Here is a 15,753-nt window from a genome sequence, read left to right on the forward strand (position 1 = left end):
ATGACTGTCGTCCGTGACGTTCCCAAGCAACTGTTCATCGGCGGCGCCTGGCAGGACGCCGAGTCCGGCCGGACCCTGTCCGTCGACGACCCGGCCACCGGCGAGGAACTGTGCCGGGTCGCCGACGCCTCACCCGCAGACGGCCGCCGTGCCGTCGAGGCGGCGGTCGCCGCGCAGGCCGCCTGGGCCGCCACCGCGCCCAGGGCGCGCAGCGAGATCCTGCGCCGCGCCTACGACATCATCGTCGCGCGCACCGAGGACCTCGCGCTGCTGATGACCCTGGAGATGGGCAAGCCCCTGGCCGAGGCGCGTGCCGAGGTCGCCTACGCGGCGGAGTTCTTCCGCTGGTTCTCCGAGGAAGCCGTCCGCATCGACGGCGGCATGATGATCGCCCCCGACGGCAGGAACCGTCTGCTGGTCACCCGTCAGCCCGTCGGCCCCTGCCTGCTCATCACCCCCTGGAACTTCCCCCTGGCGATGGGCACCCGCAAGATCGGGCCCGCCGTCGCCGCCGGCTGCACCATGGTCCTCAAACCCGCCCCCCAGACCCCCCTGTCCAGCCTCGTCCTGGCGGAGATCCTGACCGAAGCGGGTCTGCCGCCCGGTGTGCTGAACATCGTCACCACCACCGACGCCGCCGGCGTCGTCGAACCCCTCCTGCGCGGCGGGCGGATCCGCAAGCTGTCCTTCACCGGCTCCACCCAGGTCGGCCGGATCCTGCTGGCCCAGTGCGCCGACACCGTCATCCGCACCTCCATGGAACTGGGCGGCAATGCCCCCCTCGTCGTCTTCGACGACGCCGACCTCGACGTGGCCGTCGAAGGCACCATGGTCGCCAAGATGCGCAACATGGGGGAATCCTGCTGCGCGGCCAACCGCATCTTCGTCCACACCTCCGTCGCCGATGCGTTCGCCTCCCGCCTCGCGGCCCGCATGGCCGCCCTGAAGGTCGGGCCCGGCACCGAACCCGGCACCGACGTCGGCCCGCTCATCGACGTCGCCGGCCGCAGCAAGGCCCACGACCTGGTGCAGGACGCTGTCAAGCGCGGCGCCACCGTCCTGACCGGCGGTGAACTCCCCGAGGGGCCGGGCTGCTTCTACCCGCCCACCGTCCTCACCGGCATCACCCCCGACTCCGCGATCATCGACACCGAGATCTTCGGCCCCGTCGCCGCGATCCGTACCTTCACGACCGAGGACGAGGCCGTCGCCGCCGCCAACGACACCGAATTCGGCCTGGCCGCCTACCTGTTCACCCGGAGCCTCGACCGCGCTCTGCGCGTCGCCGAACGCCTCGAAAGCGGCATGATCGGTGTCAACACCGGACTGGTCTCCAATCCCGCCGCGCCCTTCGGCGGCGTCAAGCAGTCCGGCCTGGGCCGCGAAGGCGGACGCGTCGGCATCGACGAGTTCTTGGAGTACAAGTACATAGCCGTCCCCGTCGGAGCCTGACATGCCCGCCCGACTCGTCGTCCTCCACCGCGGCAGCCGGCCCCCCGGCACCGCGCGCATCGAACGCCTCGCGGACACCGTCTACGCCACCGAGGAGGAACTGCCCGCCCTCCTCCCCGGCGCCGACGCCCTCCTGGCCTGGGTGACCAGCACCCCGGCCGTCCGCGCGGCCTGGCCCGACGACCCGGAGAAGGCCCCCCGCTGGGTCCACGCGGCCTCCGCGGGCGTGGACTCCTTCCTGTTCCCCGCCCTGGCGGACGATCCGGGAGTGGTCCTGACCAACGCCCGCGGGGTCTACGAGGAGCCGACCGCCGAGTACGTCCTCGGCCTGATCCTCGCCCTCGCCAAGGACTTCCCCGGCACCTGGGAGCACCAGCAGCGCCGCGAGTGGCGTCCGCGCCCCAGTGACGTCATCACCGGGCGCACCGTGCTGGTCTGGGGGACGGGTCCGATCGGGCGGGCCATCGCCCGGCTGCTGCGCGCCGTCGGGATGCGCGTGCGCGGCGCGGGCCGCAAGGCCCGCACGGACGACGTCGACTTCGGCACGGTGCACGGTGCGACGACCCTGCGTTCCGCCCTGGCGGAAGCGGACTACGTCGTCCTGGCCGCGCCCCTCACCCAGGACACCCGGGGCATGGTCGACGCCCCCGTACTCGCCGCCATGAAGCCGGGGGCGCGGCTGATCAACGTGGGCCGGGGCGGACTCGTCGACGAGGAGGCGCTGGTCGCCCACCTCGCCGCCGGACGGCTCGCCGGCGCGGCCCTGGACGTGTTCGCCCAGGAACCGCTGCCTGCCGAATCGCCCCTGTGGGACATGCCCGGCGTGATGATCTCCCCGCACACGGCGGGCGAGACCGCGAGCGAGCGGGAGGCGCTCGTCGAGGTGTTCCTCGACAACCTCACCCGGCGCATCGAGGGCCGGCCGCTGCGCAACGTGGTGGACAAGCGGCGCGGATACGTGGTCGATGACACGCACCCCGTCTGAAGGGCGAGCGGCACGCTGCCCGTCGTCCCGAACAGCACTGAGTGCGGCCCGCGTCGGTGGACCGGTTGGGGCCGGGCGGCAGCCGCCGGTCCCATGGAACGCACCTCCGCCCGCGCGTCCGGGCAGTGCCGCCATCCGGCGCCCTCCGGACTCCCACGCTCCGGGGGTGCGCCGACACGGCCGACCCGGGCCGGGGCGCGCCGGGAGGCGGCCGTCACCGGGCCGGGGTCCCGACGCGCGGCGGGTCCGGTCAGTCGGGGGAGGTGGCGGTGAGGGCGTACCCGCCGTACTGCGGGCAGGTGCCCTCGGCGACGATCCGGCCCACGGGGAGGTGGCGGATCTCGACGAAGCCGCCGGAGCAGGCCACCCACAAGGTGGTGTCCGCCTTGAGGATGGTGCAGTCGAGTGCGATCTTCGTGCCGTTGCGGCTCGGGGTGCACGCCCCGCGGGACGAGTCGTGCGGGGGCGGCAGCGCGGCGGCGGACACGGCGCCGTGCTGCCAGGACACCGCGGTGGACACTCCGGCGCCGATCACGGCGGGCGCCGACGCGGCCGACGCGGTGCCGGTCCAGGCCGCGCCGAGCGCGGTGGCCGCGGCCAGCGCGCACAGTAACCGGGCGAGTCCGGGTCTGCGGGTACGCGGTGCGTTCAACGTTCCTCCAAGGGTGGACGAAAGGTCCGCACGCGGCCGCCCCGGGCACCCCCGACCGGCCGACGGGACGTCAGCCGGGCAGGCGGAGCACCGCGCCGGCGCACGGGTGGGAAGAGGCGTTCGTCGGCGTGCCACCCGTGGGACCACGGAGCCGTCTCCGGCCGGGTGGGCGGGCGGAGGGGTGGCCGCGCCGACATGGGCGATGATGTCAGCCCGTACCCGGCAAGGGAACCCTTGGCGTCCGATGTGCGAGCCCCGGCGTTCCGCGGATCGGAACGCCTGCCCCGGCCCCGCGGTACGCGGCCGGGGCCGTTCCGGTGTCAGCTCAGGGCGAGCGGGGTGGCGGCGGCGATGTGGGTGAGCTTGGCGGGGTTGCGGACGAAGTAGATGCCGGTGACGAGGTCGTCCTCGATACGGATCGCCATGACGCTGTCGATCTTGCCGTCGAGGCGCAGGAGGAGCGCCGGATCGCCGTTCACGGTGGTGGGCTCGCCGGTGAGGGCGCCTTCCTTGTCGCCGAGGCTGGCGAGGAGGAGGCGGACCACCTTCGCGAGGCCCTTGACGGGCCGCAGCGCGGCGCTCCTGACGCCGCCGCCGTCGCTGATCAGGACGACGTCGGGGGCGAGCACATCGAGCACGCCTTGCAGGTCGCCGGTCTCCACGGCGTGCAGGAACGACTTGAGGGCGGCCTGTGCCTGGCGCGGGGAGACCACGTGGCGAGGGCGGCGGGCGTCGACGTGCTTGCGGGAGCGGTGGGCGATCTGGCGGACCGTGGCGGGGGGCTTGCCGACCGCCTCCGCGATCTCGTCGTAGCCGACGTCGAAGACCTCGCGCAGGACGAACACGGCCCGCTCGGTGGGTGAGAGGGTCTCCAGGACGAGCATCACGGCCATGGACAGGCTCTCGGCGAGCTCGGCGTTCTCGGCGACGTCCGGTGACGTGAGCAACGGCTCGGGCAGCCAGGGGCCGACATAGGTCTCCTTGCGGCGCCGCAGGGCCCGCAGCCGGTCGAGCGCCCGCCGGGTCGTGACGCGAACGAGGAACGCGCGCTGGTCGCGGACCTGCGCCAGATCGACCTCGGCCCAGCGCAGCCAGGTCTCCTGGAGGACGTCCTCGGCGTCGGCGGCCGAGCCGAGGATCTCGTAGGCGACGGTGAAGAGCAGGTTGCGATGGGCGACGAAGGCCTCGGTCGCCGGGTCCGCGGCGTGGTCTTGCATCCTCGAATCCTTCCATGGCGGCCCGTCCGGGGTCCGGGCACGGGGGAGCGGGCGGCGCCTGGGCCGCCCGCTCCAGGGAGCTACGACGTTCAGGGAGCTACGGCACCTGCGCGGGCCGACTCGCGCGCGGCCTCGACGCGCTGCCGCCGGGTGCTGTCCTTGCCCTTCAGGACGCGTGCGCCGGGCTTGTGCGCCTCGTCGGAGAGCTGCTTGACGGTGTGGGAGACGACCATCTCCTTCAGGCGCGCGCCCGGGCGGCCGCCGACGTAGAACCGGATGGCGGTGTCGTCCTTGCGCGCGAACTGGAAGATGCCGGCTCCGCGGCCGAGGCTGACGCACAGCCCGGCGAAGGCGACGCTGACGGCTTCGGGCCGTCCGCCCTCGATCCGGCGGAGCACGGCGTCGGCGGCGTGCGGGCCGAGCTGGACGGCGGACTGGCAGCCCATCCGGTAAGCCAGGCCCGAGGGCGAGGCCGCGTCCCCGGCGGCGACGATGCGGTCGTCGTCGATGCTGGTCAGGGTCTCGTCGGTGAGGAGGCGGCCCGCCTCGTCGGTGCTGAGGCCGCTGCGGGCGGCCAGATCGGGAACGCCGAAGCCGGCGGCCCAGATGGTCAGGTGGCCGCGTACCTCGCGGCCGTCGGCGAGGCGCACGGCGTCGGCCTTCACGGACGCCGCCTTGGTGCCGGGGCCCTCGAGGACGGTCACGCCGAGGGCCGCCAGCCGCTTGGCGACGAAGCGGCGGCCGTTCGGGTGGAGGTAGGGGCCGAGCTGTCCTCCGCAGACGAGGGTGACGGTACGGCCCGCCTCGGCGAGCTCGGCCGCGGTCTCGATGCCGGTGGCGCCGCCGCCGACGACCGTCAGCGCCGCGGCGGCGGGCGCGGCGGCCACGGCCCGGCGCAGCCGCTCGGCCTCCTCCAGGGTCGCGATCGGGTAGGCGAAGGTGTCCGCACCGGGCACTTCCGGCGCGCCGCTGCGGCTGCCCACCGCGTAGATGAGGTGGTCGTACCCGACCGTGCCTCCGCCGGCCAGCGAGACGGTGCGCGCCTCCCGGTCGATCCCGGTCGCGGTGTCGACCACGAGCCGGACGCGTTCGCTGAGGACGTCCTTGTAGTCGACGACCGCGTCGTCGGACCCCGCCACCAGTTGGTGCAGGCGCAGGCGCTCCACGAAGGCCGGGCGGGGGTTGACGAGGGTCACGGCCACGTCGTCGCGGCGGGTCAGACGATTGGCCGCGAGGACTCCGGCGTATCCGCCGCCGATCACGATGACTGCCGTCCGGCCGCCGGTGTGCTTCGTCATGGTCTCTGCTCCGTTCGCTCGGTCGTTCGCACACAAGGCGACGGACGGAGCAAACTTGTGACAACGTGTGGCCCGGAACACATCCGACGATGGGCCGGTGCCCGTTGGGCAGGTCACCCGGCTACGGACGTCGCGCACTCATGACCGGTAGTACCGCCCCGGTGCGAGTGCGCCCAGGCGTGCGCCTCCCGGTCGGGGAAGGCCCCGGACGCACCGCGAGGAAGGGGACGCCGACGCCCCGGCCGGCGGCGCGGCGGAGGCCCGCCGCCCCCTGGGGTGCCGCCACACCGCCGGCCGCGCCGCGGAGTTACGCGGACTCCTCCGGCGGCAGCTTGCGGCTGTTGATCGCCTCGGTGATGGTGTAGGCGGCGTCGATGAAGGCCCGCGCCTGCTGCTCCGACAGATTCCGGGTGGAGGTCTCCTCCAGGCCCTGCCACAGGGCTGCGATGGGTTCGCGCAGGGCGCGGCCCTTGTCGGTGAGGTGGACCACCATGACCCGCCGGTCGTGTGCGGCCGGTTCGCGGACGAGCAGGCCGGCGTCCTGCATACGGCGCAGGGACTTGGAGACGGTGGAGTGGTCCAGGCCGACGCTCTCGAGCAGTTCGGACTGGGTCTGGCCGTCCCGGTCCAGGAGCTGCATCAGCAGCAGTTCCTGTCCGGGGTGCAGGTCCATGGCGCGGAGCAGGGCGGCGGCGTGGGCGCGGTGGGCGCGGGCGAGCTGGAAGATCGCGTAACTCAACGGTCCGCCGCCGGCCGTCGTGGGGATGTGGGGCGTGGGGTTGTGGGGCATGCTTCCGTTTCCTCAGCCGGTGTAGGTGGGGTAGTCGGTGTAGCCGGCCGCTCCTCCGCCGTAGAAGGTGGCCGGGTCGGGGGAGTTGAGCGGCACGCCGGCGCGGAGCCGCTCGACGAGGTCGGGGTTGGCCAGTGCGAGGGCGCCGACGGAGACCAGGTCGGCCGTGCCGTTGTCGATGTCCTTGGCGCGGGTGGGGACATCGGTGCCGGGCCGGTTGAGGATCAGCGTGGTCGGCCACTGTGTGCGCAGGATGTCGAGGAGGGCGTCGTCGCCGAGGTGCGTCACGTGGAGGTAGGCCAGGCCGAGGGGGCGCAGTGCGTCCAGGAGCGCCGGATACAGCTCGGCGGTGTCGGACTCGGCGATGTCGTTGTAGGGGTTGCCGGGGGAGACGCGGATACCGGTGCGGTCCGCGCCGATCTCGTCGGCCACGGCGGCTGCGACCTCGGTGGCGAATCGGATGCGGTTGTCGAGGGAGCCGCCGTAGCGGTCGGTGCGCTGGTTGGTGTCGTCGGACAGGAACTGGTGCACCAGGTAGCCGTTGGCGCCGTGGATCTCCACGCCGTCCGCCCCCGCCGCGACGGCGGCGGCCGCGGCGCGCCTGAAGTCGTCGACAGTCGCCACGACCTCCCGCGTCGACAGTGCACGGGGCTCGGGCATCTCCTGGGGCCCGGACGCGGTGAACATCACGCCCTGGGGGCGGATCGCCGACGGGGCGACCGGCCGGCGCCCGTGGGGGGTGTTGTCGGGGTGGGAGATCCGTCCGGTGTGCATGAGCTGGATGACGATCCGGCCGCCGGCCGTGTGCACGGCGTCGGTGACCTTGCGCCACCCGGCGATCTGATCGTCGTTGTGGATGCCGGGGGTCAGGAGGTAGCCCTGGCCATCGGCCGAGGGCTGGGTCCCCTCGGAGATGATCAGCGCGTGCGAGGCCCGCTGGGCGTAGTACTCGGCGTTCAGGTCGGTCGGGACGCCTTCCGGTGTGGAGCGGTCACGGGTCATGGGGGCCATGACCAGGCGGTGCGGCAGGGACATGCCGCCGACGGTGGTCGGCGTCCACAGGGAATCCAGCATGACGGGTCCTTCGGTACGGCGATGACCGGGTGGTCACCGGGGAACAGCGGGTGGGGGTGGCGATGTGTGGGCGTGGTCAGTCGACGGTGAGGACGAGCTTGCCCCGCACGTGCCCGGCGTCGCTGACCCGCTGGGCATCGGCGGCCCGGCCCAGCGGGTGGGCCGTGACGGTGGTGACGAGCTTGCCGGCTGCGGCGTCCTGAGCCAGGGCGGCCAAGCGGGCAGTCGAGCGCTCCTGGGGTCCCTGGGAGAAGGTGATGCCCATCTGTCGCGCACTGAAGTCGGCGATGGTGACGATGCGCTCGGTGCCGCCCCGCATGGTGATGGAGTCCTCCAGGGCGCCCTTCCCGGCCAGGTCGAACACCGCGTCCACACCGTTCGGGGCGAGCGCGCGCACCCGCTCGACCAGGCCCTGGCCGTAGATGGTGGCGGTGGCGCCGAGCGAGGTGAGGTAGTCCTGGTTGGAGGGCCCCGCGGTGGCGATGACTCGTGCTCCGCGGGCCGTGGCGAGCTGGACGGCCAGGGTTCCGACCCCTCCGGAGGCGCCGTGCATCAGCACGGTCTCCCCGGCGGCGACACCCAGCAGGTTCAGGACCCGCTCGGCCGTCTCGCCGGCCACCGGCAGCGCGGCCGCGTCCTGCCACCCCAGGCCCGCGGGCCTGGGGGCCACCGTGGTGGCCAGCGCGTACTCGGCGTACGAGCCAGTGTCCGACCAGCCCAGCACCTCATCGCCGACCTGGACGTCGCTCACGCCCTCGCCCAGGGCGTCCACCACGCCGGCGAGCTCGCCGCCGGGAACGGCGGGGAAGGTCGTCGGGTACACGGCCTCCAGCATCCCGGAGCGTATCTTGCCGTCCAGCGCGTTCAGCCCGGCGGCCTTCACGCGGACACGGACCTGCCCGGGGCCGGGCCGCGGGACCTCGACATCCGCCTCCCGCAGTACTTCCGGGCCGCCGAAGCGGTCGAAAACGATGGCTCTCACAACGGCTCCCAACCTTTGCGCCCGCCCTATGTGGCTGGACACATAACCACCGTAGCAGTGAATCCGTGGCTAGCCAACTATTTGCTCGCCTCCCGGACCGCGCAAGATCGACTGCGGCCGTGCCGACCCCTTCGAGGTGCAGGCCGAAGCGGGAAGTGCCTGCTGGGGCCCGCCGCGCAGGCAGGCGTCGAGAGCGCCGCACCACCACCCGGGGCGCGTGGGCCCGCGAGGCCGGAGAGCGGCAGGTTTCTGTCGAACGGGTCGTCCGGCTTCCGTGCCGGCCCGTATCTCGGCGATGCCCGGGGAGCCCTTGCGTCGTCTCAAGAACGCCGCGGCGCCCGGCGGCGACCGCCGCAGGCGGTCGCCGAGCCCCGCGCGCCTCCGCCGCGGGAGGCCGTCAGCAGTGGAACCCGCCGCCGGGAGGGGCGCTGCGAGCGCACCCCCACCCCAGCCCCAGTCCCCACCGCCGTTTCGACACCGCCGCCGACCGCGGCCGCGCAGTCCTCGCCCGCCCGCGAGAGGATTGCTCCCACACGAAGGGCAGCACCGGGATCAGCGCCAAGGGGTGGAACACGACGTCCGCGAACGCGGTGGTGCCGGAGCCGTCGTACCCGCCCGCGGTCGCAGCACGACGATCCGGCTCGGTGTCCCCTGCGCCGCCGCCCCGTGATCGTCTGTGTTCCGGCGCGAGCGGCCTCGCCACGGGAGCAAGCCCCGTCAGGCCGTTTCGGGCTTGCGGGCCAGGAGGCAGGCATGCGGTCGGTTCACCCGTCCGCCGGGCTCCTGCTCCAGTCTCGCGGTGACGACGAGTCCGGCCCGGTCCAGCAGGCCGACGACGCGGTCCAGCGGCAGAAGGTACGACTCGTAGGACACCGGACGCCCGTAGGCCTGGGTCGGCCGCAGCCGTTCATCGCCGACATAGTCTCCCCAGAGCAGGTGGCCGCCGGGCGCGAGCGTGCGGTGGAACTCGGCGAACACCGTGGGCAGCCACTGCGGGGGCGTGTGGTGGGTGGAGTACCAGGCCAGGATGCCGCCGAGCTCGTCGTCCCCCATCTCCAACGAGGTCATCGAGCCCTCGGTGAACCGCAGGTCCGGATAGGCGCGCCGGGCCAGCCCGATCATCTTCGGCGACAGATCGACGCCGAAGGCGGACACCCCCAGCCCGGCCAGGTGCGCCGTCACACGGCCGGGGCCGCACCCCAGGTCCGCGACCGGACCGAGACCGGCCGTGCGCACGAGTTCGGCGAACCCCGCCAGCATCGCGCGTGACAGCGGGTCCATCTCGGCTGGGAGCGGGACGCGTTCGACGTAGTCGACGGCAACAGTGTTGTACGACTCGCGCACGGCGGTCAGAAAGGAGGGCTCGGCCATGCGGGCGACCCTAGACCAGGGGACTGACAGGTGATGGCGCCCGCCTCGTCGACCCGCGTGACACCACCGCTGCGGCCGCCCGCCGACGAGCCAGGTCCGGCTCGTCCGGCCCGCCCCCGGCGTCGGGCCCGCGGAGAGCGGGGGCCGTGGTGAGCGGCCACCGGTCACCGACGCGCTCGCCGGGACCCCTCCCGCGGCCCGCCGTCTACGGTCAGGGCTGACGTCGCCTCACGGCTCGGTGCGGCCCCAGCCCCACCTCCACGCCGCCGCCCACCGGAACCCGACGGGCTTCACGGTGGCCGACTCGGACAGCGGGTGAGCGCCGCGGCCGCAGCACCGCTCCGGTTCCCGGACCTCCTGCCGTGCCACGGGAGCCCCGCTCCACCGTCGCCCGCCTCATCGACACCAAAGGAGTAACGCATCGTGAAGCCACTCTCCCTGGTAGGCGCCGCCCTGGCGGTGCTGCTGTTCCTGGGCGGCACCCCGGCCCGCGCCGCCGACTCCCAGTCGCGGCATGACGGTTCCTCGTCACAGGACCGCACCCTGTCCCTGCGGACCCTGCCGGACTCCCGCGCGCAGGCCGCCGAGTACGTGGAGTGCACCTGGGACCACGACGGCCACGTGTCGTGGTGGTGGAACGCGTCATACACCCTGACCAGGGTCGACACCGCCGCCGAGGGGCACGTCGAGTGCAGTTCGGACATCTACGCCATCGAGTCGGAGCTGTACGTGCGCCATGACGCGACGCGCATCACCGTGGACGAGCAGAACTGCGTCTCCGACGACGGGGACGAGTGCTCGGCCTCGGACACCGCCGGAACGCACAGTTGCACGGCGGGCACCTGGTGCTCGGGCACCTGGACGACGGGGCACGAGCTCCGCCTGCAACTGGAGGACGACTCCTGGGACCCCGAGAGCTTCCCCGACCACTGCTCCGTCGAGGGCGCCGACGACGAGATCGCACGCTGCTACCGCGAAGGGCGGTCCCCGATCCAGGTTCCCCCCACCTTCCCGCCCGCCGCGGCGGTGGCGTCGCAGCCCCAGCCGGCCGTCCGCGCGCCGGCGCACGGTGGATGACACGAACGCGGGACTTGGGGGACACGGCCGCCGCCCCGGAGCGGGCAACATCCCGGGGCGGCGGCCGAGGCCGGCCTTCCCGCGGGCAAGGCCGGCCTCCTGATCGGAGCGCCCCACCGCCCGTCGGCACCCGCGCCCGCCGTCACCCCCCGGGCCCGGAGCGGTTCCGCTCCGGCGCCGCCCCGGGGGAGCGCACCTCGGCCAGGGTCGTGGCCAACGCCTGCCGGATGTGGGTCGCCAGGTCGAGGTTGCCGGACTCCGTCGCCTGCGCGTCGAGCCGTCGCAGGGCGGTGGTGCCCTCGTCGGCGCGGCCCGCCAGGATCATCAGCCGGCCGTCGAGGACCGACAGCCGTACCCGGTCGCGGTAGGGCAGGCGCAGGTCCTGTGCGGAGAGAAGAGCCCGGGTGAGCGCGCGGGCGTCGTCCAGCCTGCCCCGGTGGAAGGCGAGCTGGGCCTGGAGCGCCCGCAGCTCCTGGAGCTGGGGAGGGGTGCCGATCAGGTCGAGGACGGGGGCGGCCTCGGCCAGCCAGCGTTCGGCGGCGGCCACCCGGGGCGGGGACATCTGCAACGCGACGGCGGAGGCGGCGGCCCGCAGCCTGGCCCACAGGGACGGGTCGTCCTGGCCCCGGAGGAGATCCAGGGCCCTGTCCAGCCTGGCCATGGCGGCGTCGTCGTCGCCCTGACGGCTGCTCACCACGGCGGCCGTCCACAGTGCCTCGGCCGCCTGGGCGGGCGCGGCCCGGGTCAGCAGGTCCCGTTCCATGTCCTCGACGTGCCTGCCGGCCGCCTCCGGCCTCCCGAGTTCCGTCTCGACGCCGATCAGCGCCGTCAGCGCGGCCAGGGTGTCGGAGACGGACAGTTCCGCGGCGCGGGCGATGGACAGCGCCTCCACCGCCGCCGGCTCCGCCGCGCGCATGTCGCCCAGGGCGCGCGTGCAGCGGGCATAGTGCACGCGCGAGCGGGCCCGTAGCTCCGGTGCCGCCAACAGGTCGCTCAGCTCGACGAGTTCGCGCAGCCGTGTGCGCTCCCCTTCGTGGTCGCCGTCGCGGCCGGCGGCGCGGCTCAGCAGCCACAGGGCCTGCCAGCGGGCGGCGGGATCCTCGCCCGTGTCCTCCTCGACCGCGCGGCTGAGTGCCGCCGTGTCGTCCGTGCCGGGCGGCGCCGACGCCACGGCGGCCAGCACCCCGGTCAGGGACCTGCCGTCCGCCGGGCCGGTCAGGGCGGAGGTGTCGACGCCGAGCCGGCCGGCGAGATAGGCCACGGCGCGCTCGGTGGGGCGCCGTTCCCCCGACTCCAGGCGTGACAGGTAGCCCGTCGACATGCCTTCGCCGACGAGACCGGCCTGGCTCAGGCCCCGTGCCAGCCGGAGCCTCTTCAGCCGACGGCCGAAATGCGGCTGCTCGAGCATCTCCCCCCTTTGGTTCCGTGGCGCGATCGGCGGGGCCTGCCCGGCCCCCGCCCCCTGTGCGGGCCTGCCCGCTCGGGCACGTGGAGTTGTCACCACTTTATGGAGCGCGGCAGGCGGCGACAACCCATTAAGTGCAGGTCAACTGCCTCTTCGAGGGGCGGTGTCCGGCTCCGCGGGAATGTTTGCATCGGGGGTTTCCGGTGCCCGAAAAAAGCCCGATCGCAGAAGCGTTGACAGGTTGCCGAGGTCACTTGGCAAACCCTTGCCAGAGGGGTTGTCGACCCTTAGTCTCGAAAGCGTCGCGCCCCCCCCGTTGCGATCCCCTCTTCGTCTCGTGGAGGTTTCGTGCTGCCCAGCTTCGGTCCGGGCCCGCGTCCGGCCACCAGGATCGAGTGGCTATGACAACGTTATCCGCGGCGTTGTCCCCGTTCCGTTGCCGGCCGTCTCGGCGCCGGCTCCGCTGCCCGCTCTGATCCCACCCCGGGAGCCCGGCGCCCGCCGCCGGCCCGCCCGGGACGACGCGGACACCCGGCCCCCGCCACCGACGAGGTGCACCCGCCGTCACCGGGCGCTCGCCGACACCCAGGCACAGCGCATCGGTCCGCTCCGCGTTCGTTCACCCTTCCCAGCCCTCCCCCCGCGCAGGAAGAAGGACGGTACGTCCGTGGCGACCACGAGTTTCCCCGACGCCTCGCCCCGCAAGAAGACCGCCGCCACCCCGGCTCCTCCCGCCCGCCGCGAACCCGCCGGGAGCGGCGCGCCCCGCGGTGCCGCGCCGGCGGGCACCTGCGCCGCCCACGCCTCACCGGGGGACCTGGTCGTCACGGCCGCGGAACCCGAATTCGCCCGGCAATTCGGCCTGAGCGCCGACGAGATATGCGGGCACGGTCTTCTCGACCTTCTCCGTTCACCCGTTCCCGCCCGGCTCCGGGAACAGTTCACCGCCCTTTCCGCGGGGCGTCGTCGGCGCTTCACGGAAAGCGTGACGGGCCGGGACGGAACCGGTGGGAGATTCCTCGCGGAAGTCACCGGGGTCGCCGTACGGAATCCCTCGGGCGCCTTGGTCGGTGTGGTGGTCCTCCTGCGCCGCACCTCGGACGGGGTGTCCGGCGGGCCGGTGCTCAGCGCCCTCGACGCGCAGGTGCTGGAAGGGGTCGCGAGTGGCGAGTCCACGGTGCAGTTGGCCTCCCGTCTCTATCTGAGCCGTCAGGGAGTCGAGTACCGAGTCGGGCAGATGCTGCGGAGGTTCGACGCGCCCAACCGCCCCGCGCTGGTGGCGCGCGCGCACGCGCTCGGAGTGTTCGCCGCCGGGCAGTGGCCCCCGCGCGTCCTCCCGGAGCGCGTGCGGTAGCCCGGAACCTGGCTCACCGGGAGAGCCCGGGCGGCGGCCGTGGCGGTGACATGTGCACCGCCACGGCCGCCGGCGGGCGTCTCACGCCGCCGAGGGCTGCCACGCCTCCTGGAAGCGGCGGCGGGCGCGGAAGAGACGGGAGCGGACGGTGCCCACGGGCAGGGCGAGCACCTCGGCCATCTCCTCCTCGTTGAGCCCGTAGGCCCGCAGGGTGAGGACCTGCCGGTGCGCCCGGGACAGCCGCTCCAGCACATCGGTGATGTGCACCGCGTCCAGGGGGTTGGCCTCCTGCCGCGACTCCAGCTCGGAGCAACTGTGCTCCTCGCCGTAGCGCTTGGCGGTGCGGACGGCCTCGCGGACCGTCACCGAGCGCACCCAGCCGTAGAACGCGGCCGGTTCGCGCAGGGAGCGCAGGCCGCGGTAGATGGCGAGCAGCGCCTCCTGCGTGGCGTCGGCGCCGTCGTCGTGGGTGATGGACCGGCAGATGCGGGCGACGTAGGGGGTGATGCCGGTCAGCAGGTGGTTCATCGCGTGCTCGTCGCCCGACTGGGCTCGGGGGAGCAGCGTCAGGGGGCAGGGGAGTTCGCTGACGGTGGACATGTCGGGCTGGGGCTCCTTACGGCAGCCGGGTGGGGGGACCGTGAGCGGGGGAGGGGGTTCAGGCCGTGACCGCGTCGGCGGGCCCGGGTTCCGCCGCCGTCGCGAAGCGGAGGAGGCCGGCGCGCACGTCGTCGCGGAACGCCCGCATGAAGGACGGGCTGAAGCAGGCCGTGGAGTGCGGGAACTCGATGGACAGCCGGCCCTCGAAGGAGACGACGCACGCCATGACGGGGCTGCGTCCCGCCTGCGGGAAGTACTGCTCGCGGGCCGGCACCAGGCGCACGTCGACCGCGCGCAGCCCGGCCGGCAGTCGCGGGCCGGGGACGACGCCCATGTTGGTGGCGATCACCGTGGCCAGTTGCAGCACGGGAGCGCGGGGGATCTCCGGGGTGATGCGCATCTCGTGGAGGTGGTCGCCGCGGGCGAGGAAGTCGCTCAGACGGCCGTGCACGGTACGGGCCAGCTCCAGCGGCTCGGAGTCCTCGGCCACGTCCAGGGTCTGGAGGTGGGTGGTGACCGCGGGGACCAGCGCGGCGGCGGGCACCGGCGGGGAGAGCCGGGAGCGCAGGTCGACGGGGGAGAGGCAGCCGAGGGTGCGGGGGCCGTCGCCGTCCAGGCGCCGCCTGGCCGTGGCCAGCAGGGTCGCGGCGACCAACGCGTGCACGGAGACGCCCGCGTCGCGTGCCGTCCGGCGCAGTCGCGCGGTGAGGTCCGCGTCCAGGGTCAGCCGGCGCACCTCGATGTGCCCCTCCGGGCCGGTCCCCTCGCCGGTGGCGGTGTCGTACGGCACCAGCGCGACCGGGTGCCGCCGTACCTCCGCCAGGCGGCCGTCGAGGTACTTCGCCGTGTCGGCCTCGTCGGCCGGGGGCAGCAGCCGGCTGACGGGCTCGGGCCAGCGCGGCCCGGAGGGCTCGGCCGCGGGTTCGGCGGCGGGTTCCCCGTCGACCAGCGCCCGGTAGCGGTCCCACAGCGCGTTGTGCAGGGCGATGCTGCTGTGGCCGTCCGTGACGGTGTGGTCGATCACCAGGACGAACAGGTGGCTCTCCCCGTCCGGAGCGCTGACCAGCACGGCCCGGCTCAGCGGACCCCCGACCGGCAGGGGCCTGTTCAGCTCCGCCGCGTAGGCCTCCTCCTCGTCGCCCGACCGGGCGGTCAGACGGGGCCGTTCGTCCTCGTCCAGGAGGCGCAGGACGTGGCCCGCGCCGTCCTGTTCGATGCGTGACCGCAGCCCCGGATGGACCTCCGTCATGGCGTCGTAGGCGGCCGACAGCGCGGCGACGTCCACGGGTCCGCGCAGGGCGCAGGAGAGCACGGCCCTGCTTCTCTGGCCCACGTAGAGCGTCTCGACCGGACACAGCGCACGGTGCATGCCGTCAGCCTTCTTTCCGTCGTTCGTTGCGGGGGTCCTACGGCCCGCGATCGGTATGCCGCCGCGGCTGTCCGCGGGGGGCGGGGCCTTCCGAGAGTGCACGGCGGAACGCGGCCGAATCCAGCGC

At 73.8% G+C, this 15,753-nt stretch carries 14 protein-coding genes; 4 read left to right on the plus strand and 10 right to left on the minus strand.

Annotated features, from left to right (window positions below; translation table 11 throughout):
• Nucleotides 1–1,452, plus strand: a complete 1,452-nt coding sequence (locus ACYVO2_RS10255; protein WP_461007349.1) for an NAD-dependent succinate-semialdehyde dehydrogenase — start codon at nt 1–3, stop codon at nt 1,450–1,452.
• A 1-nt stretch (nt 1,453) separates the two neighbouring features.
• The gene (locus tag ACYVO2_RS10260; protein ID WP_461007350.1) at nt 1,454–2,437 is read left to right on the plus strand and encodes a D-2-hydroxyacid dehydrogenase; all 984 of its coding nucleotides are present in this window, start codon (nt 1,454–1,456) and stop codon (nt 2,435–2,437) included.
• A 250-nt stretch (nt 2,438–2,687) separates the two neighbouring features.
• Here ACYVO2_RS10260 and ACYVO2_RS10265 read toward each other — a convergent pair whose 3' ends face one another.
• From ACYVO2_RS10265 to ACYVO2_RS10295, 7 genes are all read right to left on the minus strand, one after another.
• Nucleotides 2,688–3,089 (minus strand): hypothetical protein, encoded by a 402-nt coding sequence (locus tag ACYVO2_RS10265; protein WP_461007351.1) that lies wholly within the window; start codon nt 3,087–3,089, stop codon nt 2,688–2,690.
• Nucleotides 3,090–3,409: 320 nt separating this feature from the next.
• On the minus strand, nt 3,410–4,306 hold the full coding sequence (locus ACYVO2_RS10270) for an RNA polymerase sigma-70 factor (RefSeq protein WP_461007352.1): 897 nt from the start codon (nt 4,304–4,306) through the stop codon (nt 3,410–3,412).
• A gap of 89 nt (nt 4,307–4,395) precedes the next feature.
• Complete coding sequence (locus ACYVO2_RS10275; RefSeq protein ID WP_461007353.1) at nt 4,396–5,604, minus strand: NAD(P)/FAD-dependent oxidoreductase; 1,209 nt, start codon at nt 5,602–5,604, stop codon at nt 4,396–4,398.
• Nucleotides 5,605–5,911: 307 nt separating this feature from the next.
• Nucleotides 5,912–6,394, minus strand: coding sequence for a MarR family winged helix-turn-helix transcriptional regulator (locus ACYVO2_RS10280; protein WP_461007354.1), 483 nt, complete (start codon nt 6,392–6,394; stop codon nt 5,912–5,914).
• 12 nt (nt 6,395–6,406) lie between these two features.
• A complete protein-coding gene (locus ACYVO2_RS10285) occupies nt 6,407–7,468 on the minus strand; it encodes an alkene reductase (RefSeq protein WP_461007355.1) in 1,062 nt (353 codons plus the stop codon).
• Nucleotides 7,469–7,544: 76 nt separating this feature from the next.
• Nucleotides 7,545–8,450: an NADP-dependent oxidoreductase gene (locus tag ACYVO2_RS10290; protein ID WP_461007356.1), complete on the minus strand. Its 906-nt coding sequence runs from the start codon at nt 8,448–8,450 to the stop codon at nt 7,545–7,547.
• Nucleotides 8,451–9,167: 717 nt separating this feature from the next.
• Nucleotides 9,168–9,821 (minus strand): class I SAM-dependent methyltransferase, encoded by a 654-nt coding sequence (locus tag ACYVO2_RS10295; RefSeq protein ID WP_461007357.1) that lies wholly within the window; start codon nt 9,819–9,821, stop codon nt 9,168–9,170.
• A gap of 423 nt (nt 9,822–10,244) precedes the next feature.
• Here ACYVO2_RS10295 and ACYVO2_RS10300 point away from each other — a divergent pair, with 423 nt between their 5' ends.
• On the plus strand, nt 10,245–10,898 hold the full coding sequence (locus ACYVO2_RS10300; protein ID WP_461007358.1) for a hypothetical protein: 654 nt from the start codon (nt 10,245–10,247) through the stop codon (nt 10,896–10,898).
• A gap of 142 nt (nt 10,899–11,040) precedes the next feature.
• On the opposite strand, the gene ACYVO2_RS10305 is transcribed toward ACYVO2_RS10300, so the two are convergent.
• On the minus strand, nt 11,041–12,306 hold the full coding sequence (locus ACYVO2_RS10305) for a helix-turn-helix domain-containing protein (protein ID WP_461007359.1): 1,266 nt from the start codon (nt 12,304–12,306) through the stop codon (nt 11,041–11,043).
• A gap of 178 nt (nt 12,307–12,484) precedes the next feature.
• Between ACYVO2_RS10305 and ACYVO2_RS10310 the strand changes: the two genes are divergently transcribed.
• The gene (locus ACYVO2_RS10310; RefSeq protein ID WP_461007411.1) at nt 12,485–13,657 is read left to right on the plus strand and encodes a PAS domain-containing protein; all 1,173 of its coding nucleotides are present in this window, start codon (nt 12,485–12,487) and stop codon (nt 13,655–13,657) included.
• Between the two features lie 81 nt (nt 13,658–13,738).
• On the opposite strand, the gene ACYVO2_RS10315 is transcribed toward ACYVO2_RS10310, so the two are convergent.
• Nucleotides 13,739–14,257, minus strand: coding sequence for an RNA polymerase sigma factor (locus ACYVO2_RS10315; protein WP_461007360.1), 519 nt, complete (start codon nt 14,255–14,257; stop codon nt 13,739–13,741).
• Between the two features lie 58 nt (nt 14,258–14,315).
• Entirely contained in the window at nt 14,316–15,626 is a 1,311-nt protein-coding gene (locus tag ACYVO2_RS10320; RefSeq protein WP_461007361.1) for a phthiocerol/phthiodiolone dimycocerosyl transferase family protein, read from the minus strand.
• Between the last annotated feature and the right edge of the window lie 127 nt (nt 15,627–15,753).

The sequence above is a fragment of the Streptomyces capparidis genome, from assembly GCF_054782095.1.